Consider the following 19,934-nt stretch of genomic DNA (forward strand, 5'->3'; position numbering starts at 1 on the left):
AAAGCGGCCTTATCCGGCAGTATGTAACTGCTGGGCAAGGCCGCTTTTTCTAAGGTTTACTTTTGCACTTGATAACCAGGGGTGCTGATGGCGTCCGCGATCTTCGAAGCGGCTTCAGCGTAATATTTGTCGGCATCGGCTTGGGAAGCGCGGTTCTGGGACACTTCGTATTGAAGATCCTGTTTCGCGAGATCCGTCAGCTTCTCATACAGTTTGCCGGGCTCCAAGGCGGCTGAAGCTTCGAGGGATTTGCCCTCGCGCAAGTCGCTTAATACGTCTGCGAAATCTTTATCGGCAAAATTGGCCGTATCAATAATCACTTTGCTGACGCGGTTAGTGACGATTTTTTCCAGATCGGAAGGAGCGGGTTTGGCAGTTTCAGGCTGATATCCCGGAGTATTGATAACGTCCGAAATTTTGGCGGCGGCTTCAGCATAGTACTTGTCGGCATCGGCTTGGGAAGCACGGTTCTGGGACACTTCGTATTGAAAGTCCTGTTTCGCAAGATCCGTCAGCTTTTCATACAGCTTGCCGGATTCCAAGGCAGCCGAGGCTACGAGAGATTTGCCCTCACGCAAGTCGTTTATGACGTCTTTTTCATCTTTATCGGCAAAAGTAGCGGTATCCGTAATAATTCTGCTGATGCGACTTGTCACAATTTGCTCCAAATCGGAAGGAGCGGGCTTGGCTACATCTGGTTGATACCCTGGCGTATTGATGACGTCCGAAATTTTCGCAGCGCCTTCGGCGTAGTATTTATCGGCATCGGCTTGAGTAGCGCGATTTTGCGACACTTCAAACTGAAGGTCCTGCTTCAACAAGTCCAGCAGTTTCTCGGACAGTTTGCCGGGCTCCAAAGAAGCCGAGGCTACGAGGGACTTGCCTGAGCGCAGATCGTTCAGCACGTCGGCATCATCTTTATCCGCGAAATTGGCGGTAGTTGAAATAATGTTGCCAATCCGGTTCGTTACGATTTGTTCCAGATCGCTGGAAGCAGACTTGGCAGCTTCGGGTTGGTAGCCTGGCGTATTGATGATGTTCGAAATTTTTTCGGAAGCAATAGCATAGTACTTGCTGGCATCTGCTTGAGTGGCGGCGTTCGCAGAAACCTGGTATTGGATTTCTTGATAAACGGCATCCAACAATTTTTTGCTCAGTTCGCCCGGATCCAAAGGCGAAGAAGCGACCAGTGTTTTACCTCCGCGCAGATCGTTCCGGACGTCTTTCTCATCTTTATCCGAAAGCACAGCGGAATCCAGAATAATGCGATCCAAACGATTCAAAACGATATGGGCCAGAACGGCCTGGCCGTCAGCGGATGCGACCTGATATCCTTGCGTATCGACAACTTGGCTTAATTTTTTGCTTGCGGCTGTTTCCCCGGCTTGTAATTGGTCTTTCGGAATGATTCCGAAGCCCACAGCTTCCTGCAGATCGGCGTTAACGATATCGCTCAATCTTTTCAAAATGTCGGAGCTGCTAAGACCGGATGCCTGAGTCAAGCTTTGTCCGCTCGCAAGGGAGGAATAGATGTCGCTCTCTTTTTTTCCGGAAACGTAAGCCGTATCCCCTACCAAAGTGGAAAGTCTGTAGCTAATAAGCTGGCTGGCGAAGGAATCCGCTTGAAGGGTTGAAGCGGAAGCAGAAGCAGTGGTTTCGGCGGCAAAAGCTTTACCGGCGGATGCGGCAGTTCCCGACAATAACAGAACAGCGGCAAGAGTGCTGGATGTTAAAATTTTTAGTGATTTTCTCATAAAAGGCTCTCTCCTTTTTCTCTGTGAAATGAAGCTTAAGTAGTCGATAATGTATTTATCGTTAACTACGTTGTTAACGTGAATAATAATACTAAATTTATCCTGCGTCAATTCCTAAAAATGGAATGTCGCAAAATGTTCACAAATTGAAAATACAATAAAATATTTTTCTCATGGTTGACTGGCATGTTGCTTTTGTCTATGATAGTGGCAAACATACTCGAAAAATGCGAACAGTAGGAGCGTAAAGAATGGATACTCATGATCACTCTTTCTGCGAATGGAAGCAAAATATAAGTGATTTTTTGTCGTTAAGCTACGAACGCAAGGGGTATAGTCCGCTGGTTGGGAAAATATTTACCCAGCTTTTGTTCGCTACGGAACCGCTCAGTTTACAGGATTTGGTTGAAGAAACGGGTGTTACCAAAGCTGCGGTAAGCATTCAGATCCGCCATATGGAAAGGCTCGGCATGTGCCGGAAGATGCCCTCAAGTAATGACCGAAGAGATTATTACTATATGTCGGAGACTTATATTTTGAAACACGCCCAGCGCATTATTTACGATCTGGAAATGTTCCAGACTTGGGCCGACAAAACGGTCAACGAAATATCTTCGGTTGCAACCTCCGATCCGGATCAACAGAACGAGCTTCTGCGCTTTAAACAACGATTCTCGCCAATTGCCGCTATGTACAACAAATTGCTCCCGGTTATCAAAGAAGTCGAGGAAGAGTTCAGGAAGAGAGCGGCGGATTCCCGCAAAAATATTGAAAACCATACTTGAAAGCCTGGTATCGTTCCGTTCGCGCGGTTGTATCAGGCTGCTTCGCATTTCCCTGGAAAATGTATGCAGGGCTCCCAACTTTCATTCGTTTATATTCAGTTAATAAAACGCTTATATACTCCAACTTGTAAATCACGCAAAAGGGAGTAGAGAGTATGAAAACAAAACAGGCGAATTCAACCGCTCGTACCGATTGGAGAGCGTTCTTTCGGCTTCTGATGCAGACGAATCCTCCGAAGCTTGTGCTCGGCATAGCATTAGGCTTAAGCGTCATTTCCACACTTGTGGGGCTTGTCATTCCGCTGTTTACCAAAAATGTGGTCGACAGCTTCTCCGTCAGTTCGCTCAGCCAGGGGCAGATTCTCGGGATGGCGGGAGCTTTTGTCGCGCAGGCTTTGGCCTCCGGGGTTTCGGTCTACTTGCTGGCCTATGCGGGGAACCGTGTTGTTGCGGGGATTCGGGACCGTCTGTGGAAAAAGCTGCTCGTCCTGCCGGTTCACTTTTACGACAGCCGCCAGACTGGGGACACGATCAGCCGGATGACGAACGATACGTCTGTTATTAAGGGCCTTATTACCGAACATATGACAGGTTTCGTCACAGGCATCATTTCGATTGTCGGCTCTATTATCGTGCTGCTTTACATGGATTGGAAAATGACGCTGATCATGTTCGGCGTATTCCCGATCGCGTTCGTTATCCTGTTTCCGCTCGGCAGACAAATGTACAAAGTGTCCAAAGACATGCAGGCCGAAACGGCAAGCTTCACATCCGTTTTGAATCGGGTGCTGTCGGAAATTCGTCTCGTGAAAGCGGCGAACGCCGAGCCGGGCGAGTACCGGGAAGGGGCTTCCGGCATCCGGAAGCTGTTCCAATACGGGCTGAAAGAGGGCAAAATTCAAGCGCTGATGGCGCCGCTCGTCTCTTTCGTCATGTTGATGCTGCTTGTCGTGCTCTTCGGGTACGGGGGAATGCGGGTATCCTCGGGAGCTATTTCCGCGGGGCAGTTAGTCGCTTTCATGCTGTATTTGTTCCAGATCGTGATGCCGATTACGCAGATTACGCAATTTTTCAATCAGGCGCAGAAGTCGCTGGGAGCTACAGACACGATTCTGCAAGTGTTAGACCACGAGGAAGAGGACCTGTATTCCGGAGATCCGGTGACGGACCCGGCACAGCCGATCCGGTTGGAGCATGTAACGTTCAACTACAAGAATGAGGAGCCTGTGCTCAAAAATGTAAGCTTTACGATGGAGTCGGGCAAGGTGACCGCCATCGTCGGTCCGAGCGGCAGCGGTAAAACGACGCTGTTCTCGCTTCTGGAGCGGTTCTACACCCCGCAGGCCGGAAACATCACGATCGGCGGTGACTCCATCGAGCGGTTCTCCCTGCATTCATGGAGGAGCCAGATCGGTTATGTGTCGCAGGAAAGCCCGCTGATTGCCGGTACGATCCGCGACAACATTTGCTACGGAATGGAACGGGAGGTCACGCTCGAAGAGCTCGAACGCGCATCCCGGATGGCGTACGCCGATGCGTTCATTGACGAGCTGCCGATGAAATACGAGACGGAAGTCGGGGAGCGCGGCATCAAGCTGTCCGGCGGGCAGCGCCAGCGGATCGCGATTGCCCGGGCGCTGCTGCGGAATCCGAAAATTTTGATGCTCGACGAAGCGACCTCAAGCCTGGACAGCAAATCCGAAGTCGTGGTGCAGCAGGCGCTGAACAACCTTATGCAGGGCCGGACGACGCTGGTCATCGCCCATCGTTTATCCACGGTCGTTGACGCCGATCGCATCATTTTTTTGGAGAAAGGCGTTATTACCGGCAGCGGTACCCATCAGCAGCTGCTTGAGTCGCATGAGCTGTACCGCGAGTTCGCGGAGCAGCAGCTCCAGCATCCGGCGAGTCCGCAGCTGCAAACGGAAGCCGAATTTCACTAAGCTAGGAAAAGGCATCTCTGCCCAGCGCCATTTTGGGGGAGATGCCTTTTTTGTGCAGCGCAGGAGGAAACCGTTCGATGTCGAATACTTATTTTTGAAAGTATGGGTGGAGGTGGAAATTTTATTGTGCAAGTACAAGCAAACAGGGAACTCTTGATAAGCTGTGTGGGCCTGTCGGCCGTGATGGCGTTGATGATCGGTTTGTACGGCTCAAGGAAGGAACCGCACATCGTTGCCGTTCTGACTGTATTCATTTGGCTGGCAGCCATCGGCATGCTGTATGTCATCTATCGGCGGTTGTCGATCAAGCTGGCGCACAAACAAAATACGATTGCCTGGATGATCGGCCAAATTCCCGGGGGCTTTCTGTCTGTCGACAGCCGCAATAGGGTGGATTTTGCGAGCGAAGGCGCCCTTGAGCTTATCCGGTCATTGACAAACCGGGATCAAACGGCGATCGGGGTTGATGTCAGCGAACTGTTTGCGCAGGCGGGCATTCAGGAAGAAATCCGCGGTATTCTCGGGATGATCCGCAGCGGGGAGAACTGCAGCAAAAAGCGGATTACTGTACAGGAAAAGTCGCTATTGTTCAACGCCGCTCCCATTATCGACCCGCATACAAGGCAAATTGCCGGTGCCATGATGCACATGCAGGATGTATCGGCTGCCGCGGCTGCGGCCAATCAAGCCAAGGAGTTTAATGACAGCGTGCTCGGAGATGCCGTTCATCTTCAGACGCTGCTTGATCTTCTGCCGCTTATGGTACTCGCTGTGGACAAGGATGAGCGGATTACGATCGTGAACGAAGCGTTCCTGGGCTATTTTCCGTGCTGCAGCCGGGGCAGTTTGATCGGAACGTGCTTCCGGAGTTTTGTCGCGCGGCAGGGAGGCAATTTTGAAGAAATGGCTCTAATCCAAGCGCTGCAAGGATACCGGACGGTTGCGCAGGAGATTGAGCTGAACGGGAGAATCTTTTTGAGCTATGCTTACCCGGTGACGGAGAATGGGCATGTAATCGGCGCAGTGGGCGTCTTTCAGGAGATTACGGAGGTCGAAATGCTGAAGCATGAGCGAAGCCAAATGGAAAGGCTCAGTCTTGTCGGACAAATGGCGGCCAGCATCACTCATGAAATCCGTAACCCGATGGCGGTGATCAGAGGATTTATTCAACTGATCAAAGAGCGTACAAGTCCCGATCTTCAGGAATATTTCGCCATTATCCTTGAGGAATTGGATCGGACCAACGAGATCATCAACGACTTTTTATCGTTGGCCAAAAACCGGGTCGTACCGATGGAATCGGATAATATGAACAGAGTCATCAGATCTCTGTATCCGATGATTGTGGCGGACGCCAACTTGCGGGGGATCGAAGTCGATATGCGGCTGGACCATGATGTGCCGGATATGCTGCTGAACGAGAAGGAGATTAAACAGCTGATTCTCAATTTGGTGCGCAACGGTTTGGAAGCTATGGACGGCAAGGGTGTCATTAAGCTTGAAACGCATGTGGCGGACGAGCAGGTGGAAGTAGCCATTACGGATACCGGATCGGGTATTTCCGAAGAGAAGCTGCAGCGGATTTTCGAACCTTTTTACACATCCAAGGAAAATGGAACCGGCCTCGGCCTCCCGGTATGTCTGAGCATTGTCGAGCGTCACAAAGGAAAGATGAATGCGTTTTCCACCGAAGGCAAGGGCACTGCCTTTATCATGACATTTCCGCTGCACACTTGAGATTGGAAGGGGGGGTATAAGGTTGGACGGGGAATAGCCTCTTTGCTAGAGAGGTTATTCTTTTATTTTATAAAATATTGAAAATATCCATGTTGACAGCGCATACATATCGATCTATATTATAGTTGAATCTCTATTATTTCATATTTATATAAAATAAAACAAAGGGGGTGGTCGGCGGCCAAGAGGCGAAGTCGATTTTTGAAAGCGATTTCGAAAAAACGCTTTATAACAGCCGAAAAGGAGGATTCAGTTGAAGAAATTTTGCATTCGCATGCTTTGCTTATTTATCGTTCTTGGGACAGTGCTGCCTAACCTCGCTTTTGCCGATGCCGTGCCGCCGGGAGCCGGTCCGGTTGCGGATTATCCCTTCGATCGGGATTTTACAACGGTTACGGGCACTACATACGTCATCGCGGACAGCACTGTCAACCACAACGACGCGGCAGCTCATGGAGGCGTGACATGGGACGCAGCCGGGAAAATGGGCGGTGCCGCGGTATTAAACGGAACGGACGGATACATCGAGCTTCCCGGCAATGTGACCCGTTCGGCCGATTTTACGTTTGCGGCATGGGTCAAATGGGACGGAACCGGCGGCGGCTGGACCCGCATTTTTGACTTCGGGGGGCCTGGCGGCTTTATGTATCTGACTCCCAGAGGCGCAGGCGACAAGATTTATTTCAGTATTTACCAGGGTACGGATCAGACCTTGACGGGCGCTGCATTTCCGGTGAACGAGTGGACTCATGTTGCGGTAACGTTGGAAGGCGATGTCGGCAAGCTGTATGTGAACGGAGAATTGCAAGCGACCAACAATGCCATGACCTACAATCCGGACGCTTTGAACGCGGATGCGAACTGGTTGGGCAAGAGCCGTTTCGCTCCGGCGGATTCGAATTTCAGCGGCAGCATCGATGAGGTGTATATAGCGAACCGGGCCTGGAGCGAGAATGAAATTATAGGCGCATTGATCAGGAATGCTCCCGCGCCTGCGGCGAATAAGCTTCCCAAAATGGATCTGGGCATCGTACAAGACGAGAACAAGTGGACGAGCAACAATACCCATGACGCCGAGCTTATCAAAGTGAACGGCACTTATTACGCATTTTCGACAGACTTTCTGTTTACGGGAGCCGATAAAAAATATTACCCCGACGGCGTCGTGAAGCCGGGCATCCAAATTCGCAAATCGCCGGATCTCGTGCATTGGCAATTTGCGGGTCGCGTCTTTGACCGCGTATCGGACGAAGCGCGGCTCTGGTCCGGAAATACGGAATTTTGGGCGCCTGAAGTTGTGCAGATGAACGGCAAATTTTATTTGTATTATTCCGTTTCCGGTTTCGGTACGCGGAATTCTTATATCGGGCTGGCGACAAGCGAGACGATCGAAGGGCCGTGGCATGATGAAGGGGCGGTTTTCAAGACCAAAAGCGCTGATGACCAGCAAGTGAACGCCATTGATCCGAACATTGTATTCGATGCGGACGGCAGCCCCTGGATGGCGTTCGGCTCGTTTTTCGGCGGCATTTACATCGCCAAGATCGACCCGCAGACCGGCAAACTGGTCCAACCGGGCAATAGAGGCAAGCTGATTGCCAAGCGTCAGGGCGATACCGGAATCCCCGGTCCTGGCATCGAAGGCCCCAACATCATTTACAATCCGGATACGGGGTACTACTATTTGACGGTCAGTTATGAATCGCTGGGCGATACGTACAACGTTCGTGTGGCAAGATCCCGGTCCGTCGACGGCCCTTACGTCGATTATAACGGACATGACATGATCGATACGACAGGATCGAAGGAAACCGGCACGAAAATCATCAACTCCTACGCGTTCGAAGAGGACGCCGGGTGGGCCGGTACAGGCCACGATGCGTGGCTGAAGGACGGGAACAACTACTACATTGCGCATAATGCGCGTGTCGGCGAAGAGCCGCTCTGGTCCGAGCTGTATATACGCAAAGTTTTATGGACGGACGACGGCTGGCCTGCAGCATCCCCGGAGCGCTACGCGGGGGAACAGGAACAAGCCGTATATAAAGCGCAGATTGCAGGCGAATGGGAGCAAATCGTTCTCGACCGCAACGACGACGGCAAGCGCAAATCGTCCGTCATCACGCTGCTGGCCGGTGGCGCGATCGGCTCGCGCGACAGCCGCAATTTTTGGCAGCTAAGCGGCGGTAATACGCTTACGCTTCACTGGTACGCGCCGGATGCGGCCCCGGGCGGTTACTGGATCGACACGGTGAAAATCGCTCCGGCCTGGGATTGGGTCAAGTGGGCTCCGACCCTTGTATTCACAGGCCTGAACCAGTCCGGTACTGCGGTCTGGGGCAAAAAGCTCGGCGAGCTGTCGGATGAAGGCAGCGTGGCATCGGCCAAAGAAAACTTGTCCATCGGAGACGTGACAGCGGTGAAAGGCGACCTGGCACTGCCGGTTACAGGCGTCCGCAATACGAGCATCCGCTGGAATTCGAGCAATCCGGATGTCGTCGCGGCGAGCGGCAAAGTGAATCACCCGCCTTTTGGCTCCGGCAATGTCCAAGTGACGCTTACGGCCACGATTGTCAAAGGCGCGGCGAGCGCTGTCAAAACGTTTCAAGTCACAGTGCTGCCGGCGCCGCATGAAGTCATTGCCAAGTATTCATTTAACGATAGCGGGAATCTGCTGGCTGACAGTTCTGTGAACCATGAGAATCCGACGGCGTTCGGCGGCGTTACCTATGACGCTTATGGCAAAGCCGGCGGCGCGGTCAAGCTGAATGGGACGGACGGATACCTCAAGCTGCCGAACAGTGTCACCGATACCGCGGATTTTACGTTCATGGCTTGGGTCAAATGGGGCGGAGGCGGCGCGTGGCAGCGGATTTTTGATTTTGGCGGCACAGGCGGTTTCATGTTTCTGACTCCTTCCAAAGGCGGGGAAGAGAAGCTGTACTACACGATTTACAAAGGCACGGATCAGACTTTGATGGGGGGCTCCGCACTTCCCAAAGATACATGGACGCATGTCGCCGTTACGATTGAGGATCACACCGGTACGTTGTATGTAGACGGACAGGCGGTTGCCGTGAATCCGAATATGACGATCAATCCGCAGGAACTGCTCGCGGATTCCAACTTTATAGGGAAGAGCCGGTTCCCCGATCCGACTTTTAACGGTTCTCTGGACGATGTGGAAATTTTAAGAAAAGCGCTGACCGCGCAGGAAATTCAGGAGCGGATGAATCATCCGGTACAGCCCGCGATGGATAACGGAAGCGGCAGTGGCAGCAGCAGTGGTACGGGCGGTACTTCCGGCGGTGGGGCAGACGGCAGTTCAAGCGGCATCGCGGAAGAACAGGCCGTAGTGAGCGAAGCCTCGTTTATCAAAGGCGCAGATGGCGCGGTTTCCGTAAGCATCGCTAAAGTGGCCAAGCAGGTGTCGATTCCGGTGAACGTCCTGCGCAGCTTGTCGGGGTCGTCTTTGGAACTGAAAAAAGCCGGCGTTTCCGTCCGGCTGCCGAAAACGTTGATGGACAAGTGGCTCAGTCAGATAGCCGATGCCGACAAGCCGAAGACGAACATCCTCGTCGGCATGGAGCAAGTCACCGGAGCCTCGGCGGAGCTGTTGAAAAAGCCGGCGGGCACTGAAGTGCGGCCAGCCGGCGCCATCGTCGAACTCCGTCTGCAAATCGCCATCGGCGATAGTCGGCCTGTGACGATCAGCCGGTTTGCCGAAGGAGTTGTGCTGAAGCTGAAAGCCGGCGTCAGCGGAAGCGGCGGGCGGCATTTGCAAAACGTCTATGCTATCGCTGACGACGGAGCTTTGGAGTACGTGCCGGGTCAGTACGCTGACGGTTATTTTACCGCCGCGGTCTGGAATGCCGGCCGATATGCCGTGTTGGAATACGACAAATCGTTCTCTGACGTCCCGGATAGCCACTGGGCTTCGCTAACGATCAAAAGGATGGCGGCGAAGCAAATTGCCGAAGGCGTCACTGGGACGGTCTTTGAGCCCGAAAGAGACGTAACCCGCGGGCAGTTCGCTGCTTTCCTGGCCCGTACGCTTGGATGGACGGCTCCCAAAGACGCTAATTTCGCAGACGTCGAAGCAGGAAGCGGGTATGCCGGTTCTGTAGCGGCGCTGACCGAGGCCGGCATCATTAGCGGCCGGTCGGATACCCGGTTCGCGCCGACGGAGCCGGTCACGCGCGAGGAAGCGGCGGCAATGACAGTCCGCGCACACGAAAAGTCGAAGGGGGCCGCTACTCCACGTCCCGCGGCTGCGGACTTGAGCAACGCCGCCGAAGCAAGCGCATGGGCCGAGGCATATGTCGCAGCCGCCGTGCAGGAAGGCCTTCTGCAAGGCCGGGAAAACCATAGGCTTGCGCCTCGCGAAAACATCACCCGCGCCGAAAGCATGCAATTGCTGTTGAACCTGCTGTCCAAGCAATAACGCCATGTGTGTGGGGATCGCTCTCTGTGCGAGCAGCTGCTTTTGGGCTGTTCGCCGGGGGGCGATTTTTTCGCCACTCCAAAGGCGGATGGCGCAGCCGTTTGCGAAGCGGGCGGCAAGCCCGCCAGAACGTGAGGCGCCGTGACAAGTCCGCTAGAACGTAGGCGTCGTGGAAGCCCGTTAGATCGTGAGGAGTTGAAGCAAGCTCGCCAAAGAAGCGCAGGCGTTGTCCGAACATGTAACGCAGCATCGCAGGCCTGGGTTTCGCGCGTGCTGAAAAAAGCCTGCGAAAGTGCAGGCTTTTTCTACGAAAGTGGCTCGTTTTGGCGAAAAACCTGCGATTGTGCAGGAATTTTCGGATAAAACGAGCCAGAGCCCATGTGTTCGCTGAAATTACTGCACATTTGCAGGAATTTCCTGCTGCCGGCGCATCGACGAGTAAAAGCCTGCACTTTTGCAGGCTTTCTTCACACAGCCAAGTATATGTGCCCGCCTAACGGTCTGGGTGCGCCCCACGGGGCGTTTATCGCCCAGATGATATTTCGACGGAGATGGGATAATCGTCACCGAGTCGGAGCCGGTGATTATCAGCGAAGCGATTCTCGGCGCATGTCCCGGCTTCAGGCGACGCCGGTAGGCTGAGCAGCGGGGCTTTAGCCCGCCGCCGAATATGAAAAAGCATCGTGGCGCTTGATGCTTCTTGTATCAACCACCAGTTAGGACTAGGGGATTCGGGAAAGCTTGTTTTTGGGGCAGCTAAGAGCTGAAGTAAGAGCGAGAGAATGACTTGGCACTTGGCACTTGGCAGCACAGCGGAAAAGCCTGCAGAAGTGCAGGCTTTCTTCGCGCTTTGCTGTGCCTGCCCAACGGCCTGACAGCGCCCGGGCCGGCCCCGCTTTACCCACCGGTGTCCTGTATGAGGGTTTGAATTTTTTGCAGCCGGATGTACTCTGACTTTTCCAGCCGCGGGCGGAAGTATGCATATAAATAAGCCGCATCGGCAAAAGTAAGCCCCGGATAGCAGACGACCTCCTGCACCGCTTGGGGGTTATCGAGAATGACCTGCCACTCGCCCGACCGGCCCGAGTGCGGGATCGTTTGCAGCACGTGCTTCTTGTAAGCGGCAATGCTGTGAAGCTCCTGCCAGATCCGCTCCCAGGAAGGGCTGAACCGGACCGGTTCGGGAAACATGCGCTCGGCCTTCGCAAGCAGCCCCTCGATGCGGCCCATGTCCTCGTCCGAGGCGGATTTTAATTGCTCCGTAAAGCGGTCCAGCAGCAGGCGAAAGCAGGAAAAGCCCCGCTCTGTCACACTGTCGCGAAACGCCGTGATTTCTTCCGTCGAGGCTGTTTTTTCAAATTCCTCAAATAGGGTCGTTAGCATCGATTCATTTAACCACCTTGATCTGTAAATTGAAGGCAAATGAAAATTCTCATCCAAAATGTAACACAATTTACAATTGAAAAAAAGCGGTTTCACCCGATCCATGCCCCTGCGCGGTTTATATTCAGTTTATAAAAACGGTTTATGCTGATTTCGTCGGGATTTCTCCAAATTTTCTCCGGAATTCGTCCGGACGGGTATTCTGAGGTATGCTGGTAGAGACACTACCGAATTATAGAGAAATGAGGCTGGCTGACATGGCCCATATTATGATCGTTGACGACGATCCTTTTATCCGCGAACTGGTTCGCGTGTTTATGCAAAAAGAGGGCTTCGACGTCGTCGAAGCTTCCGACGGCAGAGAGGCGCTGGCCCTTTTGGAGACCGTGCAGGTCGATATGGTCATATTGGACATCATGATGCCCAATATGGACGGCTGGGAGCTGTGCAAAGAGCTGAGGAATCATTACGATTACCCTCTTCTGATGCTCACCGCCAAAGGCGAAACTTCGCAGAAGGTCAAAGGCTTCGAGCTGGGCACTGACGATTATCTCGTCAAGCCGTTCGAGCCGATGGAGCTCGCCATGCGGGTGAAGGCGCTGCTCAAACGATACAAAATCGCGGCTTCGCAGACCGTCCAGGCCGGCAACCTGACGATCAACCGCAAAACGTTCGAAGTGACGGCCGATTCCGAGAGCGTGACGCTTCCGCTGAAGGAATTCGAGCTGCTCTACAAGCTGGCGAGCTATCCCGGCAAAACCTTTTCGCGCGACCAACTGATCGAGCAGATCTGGGGCTTCGATTACGAGGGCAACGAGCGGACGGTCGACGTCCACATCAACCGGCTGCGCGAAAGGTTTCCCGAGGAGCGGTACGCCTTCCGGATCAGCACGATCCGCGGGCTCGGCTACCGCATGGAGGTGCTTCGTCCGTGAAAAAAAGAAGCAAGGCGGAGCGGATGCAGCGCCTTCGCGGCTTCCTTTTTCCCACAGCCATTTTTGCCGTCATAGTGATCTACTGGACAGGGCTTTATTTTGGAACAGCCTGGTTGTACGGTTACCTGGGGACGCAGCCTCGGGAACTGTTCCGGCAATTGATCAACTCTATCGGGGGCATGGTGCTCTGGGGCTTCACGATGTTGCTGATAAGCAGGTACTTCCATTCACAGCAAATGCAGTTTTTCCAGGCTATGATCGGGGCGATCCGCCGAATATCTAAAGGCGATTTTAACGTATCCATTGAGCAGGACCCAAACGACGGGCGATTCGTCGAGTTTGTCGAGCTGGTGGACAGCATCAATGACATGGCGGTCGAGCTCGGCCAAATGGAGCAGATGCGGCAGGAGTTCATCTCGAACGTTTCCCATGAAATCCAGTCGCCGCTAACGTCGATCAGCGGATTCTCCCGCGCTCTGCAAAGCGGCGACACGACACCGGAAGAGCGCCGGCATTATCTGGAGATCATCGAGGCGGAGAGCAGGCGTCTGTCCAAGCTGAGCGACAACCTGATGAAGCTGACTTCCCTGGAATCGCAGCATCACCCTTTCGAACCGAAAAGCTTCCGGCTCGACAAGCAGCTGCGGAGCGTCATATTAGCCTGCGAACCGCAGTGGCAGGAGAAAGAGATCGAGCTGGATATCGAACTGGCAACGGGTCATATAACGGCCGATGAGGAGCTGCTGAGCCAGGCGTGGAGCAACCTCGTTTATAATGCGATCAAATTTACTCCCGTTGGCGGAACGATCGGAATCCGGCTCGAATACCGGGACGACCGGGCACTAGTCCGGATCAGCGATACAGGCATCGGCATCGCCGAGGAGGACCAAGCGCACATTTTCGAGCGTTTTTACAAGGCCGATAAATCGCGGAATCGCGTTGCAGGAGGGAGCGGGCTGGGACTCTCCATCGTCAAAAAAATTATAGACATGCATCACGGAAGCATCGCCGTTGCAAGCAAGCTGGGCGAAGGCGCCGAATTCATGATTACGCTGCCCTTGACGAAATAACGATACGCACGGCAAATAGGGATCCCGCTTATCCATGATAACCGGAATCCCTATATTTCACTTATCGTATTCAATTGTAAAAAGACACGCTCCTATCAACCGACTCGCATTGCACATTCCAAACATTCAACTGCTGGTTCACGACCTTTACCGCTTTTCCACATCCCTGAGATCCCGCATGCCCCATGAATCAAGAAAAGTAAGAGAAAGCCTCGCACCTCTTTCCTTCATGGATTTTTAAAAGGGAGGGCATGCTTCGCTAACCGGCTTCATTGGACTATCCCCTTTCATTGAATCTACTATCATATTAGCCTATTATTAAAATATTGTAAATATTCAGATAACTAATTGATCGTTTGGAACTAGACAAAAGCGACCAAATTACCAACATTGCTGCCCGCGGTTAGTAGAATCGTCGGATTACCTGCTCGCCTTAAGAAATTTGTACCTATGGGGAGACACGCCCTCGACTTTTTTGAAAATACGGCTGAAATAGCTCGCATCGGCATAACCTACGAGCGCGGCCACCTCCCTCATGGAGCAGTTGGAAAAGGCCATCAGCTCCTTGGCGCGGTTGATTCGAACCCGGATTAAATAGTCGATCGGGCTGTAGCCGGTCTGGGTTTTGAACAGCTGGGACAAATAACCGGTGCTGTAGCCCACATATGCGGCAAGCGAATCGGCGGTCAGAGGTTCCATGAACCGGTCGTTCATGTATTGTATCGCACGCGTGACGGCGTCTTCGGTTTTCGCAGCGCGCAGCTGCTCCTGAAGCTGGCGGAACATGTGATAAATAAGCTCGTAAAACAGCTTCTTGGTATGTAGCTTTTCCGGTATGCCGGGGGATACCCAGGCCTGCAGCATTTGCTCGAACGTCCCGCGCAGGATCGCTTCCGAGCTGAGCATCAAATCATAATGCATCTCGGAAGGGGAATCCGCGGGATGCTGCCAGGTGAACTCGCTTTGCGCCGCTTCCGGCAGTTCGGCATGGTACATGACGAAGAAGTATTCCAAAGGCGCTTCCTCGACCGCAACATGGAGAATCATATCCTTGCCGACATGAATAATTTTGTGAGGCACCGCCGTGTAAGGAGCGCCATTGCATATGAATGTGCCGGCGCCCTTGGTAACCATGACAAACCCGGCCGCGGGGGTCCGGTAATTGCGCACGGCTTCGCCCTCTTGCATGCTTCCGTAGAACACACCGGCGACGGAGATAGAGGCATGGCTCGAATACTCCAGATGCCTGTGCACTTTGCGGAGATTGGAGCCGGGGCAATCCGCAGGCAAATTTGAACTTGCAGCAAAGCTATGTTTCACGCTGTCGCACACCTCGCATGGGAAAAAATATCGCTTTTAAGCTGAATTTTGTTGATAATGATTATCATTATCGCAAAATAACAGGCGCCGGTCAACATGAAACTCTTCAAACTACTGGGCTGCCTGCAGCATAGAAGCTGCGAGACCGAGAAAGCAGTGAGAAAAGTAGTTGACAAAGCAGTCCGCAGACTCTATCATTGAATAAAAAATGAAACTGATAATCATTATCACCATTTGAGGTGTTGACTTCATTTCGTCCCCGTTGACATCCTTGCATACTTGTTTTTTGGAGGCTATGGCTAGTTATGCTGGCAGGACAAAAGGAAGAGTTATCCCTAAGTACACGCCCGTACGTCGCTACTTTGATTTTAATCGGAGGAACGGCGGCTTTGTTGTTAGGACTGGCGCTTTCCATTTCCGTAGGTGCGGCGGATATTTCGCTGTCGACGGTGTGGACTGCCGTGTTTCGTTTCAACCCGGATTTGACCTCGCACCAGATTATTCAGGAGCTTCGCCTGCCCCGCGCGCTTGCCGGCGCTATGGTCGGCGCCTGCTTTTCGGTAGCGGGGGCGCTCATGCAGGGAATGACCCGCAACCCGCTGGCCGATCCCGGTCTGCTCGGCATCAATGCCGGTGCGGGATTCGTGCTGGCGGCGTGCTTTGCATTTTTCCCCGGCATGCCGTTCCATTATTTAATCTTGTTCTCGTTTCTGGGGGCTGCGGTTGGTACGGCGCTCGTATACGGCATTGGCTCTATGGCCAAGGGAGGTCTTACTCCCGTAAGGCTGGTACTGGCCGGGGCGGCCGTCAGCGCGCTGCTGGTAGCGCTTAGCGAAGGAATCGCCCTGTACTTCCGCATCGGGCAGGATATTGCGTTCTGGTACGCCGGAGGCGTCGCCGGGACCAAATGGCTGCAGATCAAAATCATGTTCCCCTGGATCTTGGGCGGACTGATCGGCGCCATGGCAATCTCCCGTTCCATTACTTTGCTCAGCCTGGGTGAAGAAGTTGCGGCCGGACTCGGGCAGCGCATCGGCCTTGTGAAGCTGGCCGGCGCGATTCTTGTGCTGGTTCTTGCCGGCGCGGCGGTATCCGCCGTCGGTGTGATCGGCTTTGCCGGACTGATCATCCCGCATGTCGCCCGGTATTTGGTCGGAGTGGATTACAAATGGGTCATCCCATGTTCGGCCATTTTGGGCAGCTTGCTGATGGTCATAGCCGATATCTGCGCCAGAATGATCAATCCGCCGTATGAAGTGCCCATCGGAGCGATTATCGCGCTGATCGGGGTTCCGTTCTTCCTCTATCTGGCACGCAAAAACAGAAGGGAGATGTAGCGGAATGCACACGCAGGTGGAAAGCTTGAGCCGGAGAAAAGCGCTTCGCGCTGTTGGCGTAACGGCCTTGCTGGGAATATTTATTATACTTGCCTTTATCATAAGCATGAATATCGGTTACACACGGCTTTCGCCGATCGAGGTGTTCACAACCTTATTCGGTGCCGGGACGCAAAAGCAGGCGCTGATCCTGTTCGAATTCCGACTCCCCCGCATCATCATATCGGTGCTGGTGGGCGGCGGTCTGGCCATCTCGGGAGCTGTTCTGCAGGGCATATCGCGCAACGCGCTGGCCGACCCCGGGATACTGGGAATCAATGCAGGCGCAGGGCTCGCTGTCGTGCTGTTCGTATCCTTTTACAAAGTGAACGCGGCTGCTCCCGTGTTCATTATGCCTTTTCTGGCTCTGGTCGGCGCAGGGCTGGCCGCAGCGGTCATTTACTTGCTGGCTTACAAGAAAAAAGAGGGTCTTTCGCCCACGAGGCTCGTCTTGGTCGGAATAGCCGTCGCTGCGGCCATTCACGCAGGGATGATCGTATTGACCATTCGGATGGACCCGAATGATTTTCAGTTCGTATCGGTCTGGCTGGCGGGCAGCATTTGGGGAACCAACTGGAAATTCGTTCTGGCGCTGCTGCCGTGGATGCTTGTACTGGTGCCCTTTGTGCTCTACAAAGCCAGAGCGCTGAACGCGCTGAATCTCGGTGACCCCATAGCTATCGGCATCGGCACCTCCGTTGAAAGAGAAAGACTTGTTTTGCTCGGCGCAGCCGTCGCCTTAGCGGGATCTTGCGTTGCCGTCGGCGGAGGGATCTCCTTTGTCGGACTGATCGGACCGCATCTGGCGCGGAAATTGGTCGGAGCGAAACATCAATACCTGCTTCCGGCGGCCGGACTTGCAGGCGGGCTGCTGCTCATTGTCGCGGATACAGTCGGCAGATGGATTTTGCAGCCTTCGGAAATCCCGACCGGTATCGTTGTTGCCGTCATCGGAGCACCCTACTTCTTATACTTATTGGCAAAAGCTAAAGCATAAAAAACCGGAAGTGAAGGAGAGTTTATATGGACCGTTTAATGACCAAACAACTGGATATCGCGTACGAGGACCGCTTAATTGTCAAAGATTTGAACGTATCGATTCCGTCAGGCAAAATCACAGCGCTGGTAGGCGCGAACGGATCGGGAAAATCAACCATCTTGAAGACGATGGCGCGGATTATGAAGCCGAAGGGCGGGGGCGTATATTTGGACGGCCAGTCCATCCACCGGCAATCTACGAAGGAAGTGGCCAAACAGCTCGCCATTTTGCCGCAAAATCCGATAGCTCCGGAAGGCTTGACCGTGTCGGAACTGGTCGGCTATGGCCGCTTTCCGCATCAAAAAGGGTTCGGTTCGTTAACGAAAGAAGATAAAGACATTATCCAGTGGGCGATTCAGGTAACGGGAATGACCCCGTTCTACGACCGTCCTGTCGACCAATTGTCGGGAGGCCAAAGACAGCGCGCGTGGATCGCGATGGCGCTTGCGCAGCAGACGGACATTTTGTTCCTCGACGAGCCGACGACGTTCCTGGATATGGCGCATCAACTGGAAGTATTGAAGCTGCTGGAGAAACTGAATGAGGAAGAAGGCCGCACCGTCATCATGGTCGTGCATGACCTCAACCACGCGACACGTTACGCTCAACACATGGTCGCAATTAAAAGCGGAACCGTAGTCAGCGAAGGAACGCCTGTGGAAGTTATGACCAAAGATGTGCTGCGCGAAGTGTTCGGCATCGAGGCCGATCTGGTCGCCGACCCGCGTACCGGCGTGCCCCTTTGTCTGCCCTACGAGCTTGCCGCAGAGCCTTACAGCAATGCCGCCGATAAGCGTACCGACAAGGCGGCGGACAAACAGCAGGCGCAAGCCCGGCAGCAAGCCGAGGTGCGCGACGAAACGCTGCAGCCTGTATAGGGGCGGCATAAAAAAGCACCCGTCTGTCGCTATCTGAGCGGCAGCGGGTGCTTTTTTGCGTTTCAATCGGGAGCGGGTCCTTCCGGACGCCGGGGATTTGCCGGTGGCAGGAAACTGCAAACGCGCGTTTAGATCACGCCTGCCAGCAGTCAGGCAATGAAGCAGACTAACCCCAGGCTAAATGTGCCTGACAAAGTTTTTAAACCTTGTGCCCTGATGCGTCAAGGTCCCCCGATCTCCTTCCACGATAAGGCCGTAAACTTTGGCGCTTACATGCAGCTCCAGACGGCTGCGGTCCTCGAATTCAAACGTAACGTAATAATTCGTACTCGCGCTTGAGTCGCCGGAACCGCCCCACACTTGGGTTCTTTTGCTTACTGCGGTACAGCTGCGATTTTCGATGGGGGACGCGTTATTGGATGCCCATGTTGCGAGTCCTTTGACGATTGTGACAATCATGATGGCCGCCACTAAAAAGATAACGATTCCGCCAAAAACGAGCATGCCTGTCGGCGGGCCCCCCATAAGACCAATCTGCATACCCCGCACCTCCCTACATGCCAAAACGCCGCATGCTACAAAAATTTTTTTACAAAACGGTAACCCGTCTCTTCAAATCCCAACTGTTTGTAAAAATTGTGGGCTTCCTCGGCCCTTTGAAAACCGGAAACGAGCCACAAGCCCACGCAGTTATGCTCGACGGCGAGCTGCTCCGCGTAATCCATCAAAATCCGGCCGAAACCTCTGTTCCTCGCCTCCTCGTTCACGACAATCACCGAAACCTCGCCGTATCTGGAGACATCCTCGATATTCTCGCGAATTCGAAAGCCGAGAGTCCCCCGAATCCGGCCGTCCTCCAAACAAACATACAAGGAGTCGAACGGGCTGGTCCGAATAAAGTGGAGCCGGTTTTCAATGTGGAGCGGGGAGATGACCTTGCCGGTCAGCTGAGACATCAGCATGCTTAATTCCTGGGAATCTTCCGAAGCGGCATTGCGAATAACATAATCCATTAGTGTCCTTCTTTCTTCTCTGAAATGGCGATGTGCCTATACTAAGATTACCATAAAATGGAACATTAGTTCTACATTTCATATTGAAAAAAAGAAAATTCCGCCCCGAAAGACGGAACGAAGCCGCCCAGCCCCCACACGCTGGAGCCCGGTCGAACAAACTATCTGGAAATGCGGAGAAAACCTGCAAAAGAAACCTGCAAAAGCCCCCATGACGCCGTGGACGTCACCCCACAGAATGAAAATAATCAGGTCTA

Annotated in this window: 14 protein-coding genes; 9 read left to right on the forward strand and 5 right to left on the reverse strand. The window is 53.4% G+C overall.

All coding sequences use genetic code 11. The annotated features are described in order from the left end of the window. Nucleotides 1–56: 56 nt before the first annotated feature. Nucleotides 57–1,754, reverse strand: coding sequence for a hypothetical protein (locus AC6RNO_RS04875; RefSeq protein ID WP_497104790.1), 1,698 nt, complete (start codon nucleotides 1,752–1,754; stop codon nucleotides 57–59). A gap of 251 nt (nucleotides 1,755–2,005) precedes the next feature. Between AC6RNO_RS04875 and AC6RNO_RS04880 the strand changes: the two genes are divergently transcribed. The 4 genes from AC6RNO_RS04880 to AC6RNO_RS04895 all read left to right on the forward strand — a co-directional run bounded on the left by AC6RNO_RS04880 (nucleotide 2,006) and on the right by AC6RNO_RS04895 (nucleotide 10,663). Continuing rightward, nucleotides 2,006–2,539, forward strand: coding sequence for a GbsR/MarR family transcriptional regulator (locus AC6RNO_RS04880; RefSeq protein ID WP_474682524.1), 534 nt, complete (start codon nucleotides 2,006–2,008; stop codon nucleotides 2,537–2,539). Between the two features lie 155 nt (nucleotides 2,540–2,694). Then, nucleotides 2,695–4,482, forward strand: coding sequence for an ABC transporter transmembrane domain-containing protein (locus AC6RNO_RS04885; RefSeq protein ID WP_497104791.1), 1,788 nt, complete (start codon nucleotides 2,695–2,697; stop codon nucleotides 4,480–4,482). A 126-nt stretch (nucleotides 4,483–4,608) separates the two neighbouring features. Next, a complete protein-coding gene (locus tag AC6RNO_RS04890; protein WP_497104792.1) occupies nucleotides 4,609–6,219 on the forward strand; it encodes an ATP-binding protein in 1,611 nt (536 codons plus the stop codon). Nucleotides 6,220–6,472: 253 nt separating this feature from the next. Beyond that, nucleotides 6,473–10,663, forward strand: coding sequence for a LamG-like jellyroll fold domain-containing protein (locus AC6RNO_RS04895; protein ID WP_497104793.1), 4,191 nt, complete (start codon nucleotides 6,473–6,475; stop codon nucleotides 10,661–10,663). 897 nt (nucleotides 10,664–11,560) lie between these two features. Here the strand turns inward: AC6RNO_RS04895 and AC6RNO_RS04900 are convergent. Continuing rightward, a complete protein-coding gene (locus tag AC6RNO_RS04900) occupies nucleotides 11,561–12,046 on the reverse strand; it encodes a hypothetical protein (RefSeq protein ID WP_474682528.1) in 486 nt (161 codons plus the stop codon). 257 nt (nucleotides 12,047–12,303) lie between these two features. On the opposite strand from AC6RNO_RS04900, the gene AC6RNO_RS04905 reads away from it, so the two are divergent. Further along, on the forward strand, nucleotides 12,304–12,981 hold the full coding sequence (locus AC6RNO_RS04905; protein WP_497104794.1) for a response regulator: 678 nt from the start codon (nucleotides 12,304–12,306) through the stop codon (nucleotides 12,979–12,981). 23 nt (nucleotides 12,982–13,004) lie between these two features. Then, nucleotides 13,005–14,051, forward strand: coding sequence for an ATP-binding protein (locus tag AC6RNO_RS04910; RefSeq protein WP_497104845.1), 1,047 nt, complete (start codon nucleotides 13,005–13,007; stop codon nucleotides 14,049–14,051). 420 nt (nucleotides 14,052–14,471) lie between these two features. On the opposite strand, the gene AC6RNO_RS04915 is transcribed toward AC6RNO_RS04910, so the two are convergent. Further along, nucleotides 14,472–15,371 carry a helix-turn-helix domain-containing protein gene (locus tag AC6RNO_RS04915; RefSeq protein WP_497104795.1) on the reverse strand — a complete coding sequence of 300 codons (900 nt, stop codon included), beginning with the start codon at nucleotides 15,369–15,371 and terminating at the stop codon, nucleotides 14,472–14,474. 305 nt (nucleotides 15,372–15,676) lie between these two features. Here AC6RNO_RS04915 and AC6RNO_RS04920 point away from each other — a divergent pair, with 305 nt between their 5' ends. From AC6RNO_RS04920 to AC6RNO_RS04930, 3 genes are read left to right on the forward strand one after another with little or no spacing between them, the layout of a single operon-like run. Beyond that, a complete protein-coding gene (locus AC6RNO_RS04920; protein WP_474682531.1) occupies nucleotides 15,677–16,708 on the forward strand; it encodes a FecCD family ABC transporter permease in 1,032 nt (343 codons plus the stop codon). Between the two features lie 4 nt (nucleotides 16,709–16,712). Continuing rightward, nucleotides 16,713–17,744: an iron chelate uptake ABC transporter family permease subunit gene (locus AC6RNO_RS04925; protein ID WP_497104796.1), complete on the forward strand. Its 1,032-nt coding sequence runs from the start codon at nucleotides 16,713–16,715 to the stop codon at nucleotides 17,742–17,744. A 26-nt stretch (nucleotides 17,745–17,770) separates the two neighbouring features. Further along, entirely contained in the window at nucleotides 17,771–18,664 is an 894-nt protein-coding gene (locus AC6RNO_RS04930) for an ATP-binding cassette domain-containing protein (RefSeq protein WP_497104797.1), read from the forward strand. Nucleotides 18,665–18,841: 177 nt separating this feature from the next. Here AC6RNO_RS04930 and AC6RNO_RS04935 read toward each other — a convergent pair whose 3' ends face one another. Together AC6RNO_RS04935 and AC6RNO_RS04940 are read right to left on the reverse strand one after the other, a co-directional pair. Continuing rightward, nucleotides 18,842–19,204: a DUF2500 family protein gene (locus AC6RNO_RS04935; protein ID WP_497104798.1), complete on the reverse strand. Its 363-nt coding sequence runs from the start codon at nucleotides 19,202–19,204 to the stop codon at nucleotides 18,842–18,844. A gap of 35 nt (nucleotides 19,205–19,239) precedes the next feature. Then, the gene (locus AC6RNO_RS04940; protein ID WP_474682535.1) at nucleotides 19,240–19,677 is read right to left on the reverse strand and encodes a GNAT family N-acetyltransferase; all 438 of its coding nucleotides are present in this window, start codon (nucleotides 19,675–19,677) and stop codon (nucleotides 19,240–19,242) included. Nucleotides 19,678–19,934 lie beyond the last annotated feature (257 nt).

The organism is Paenibacillus sp. sgz302190 (assembly GCF_059820445.1).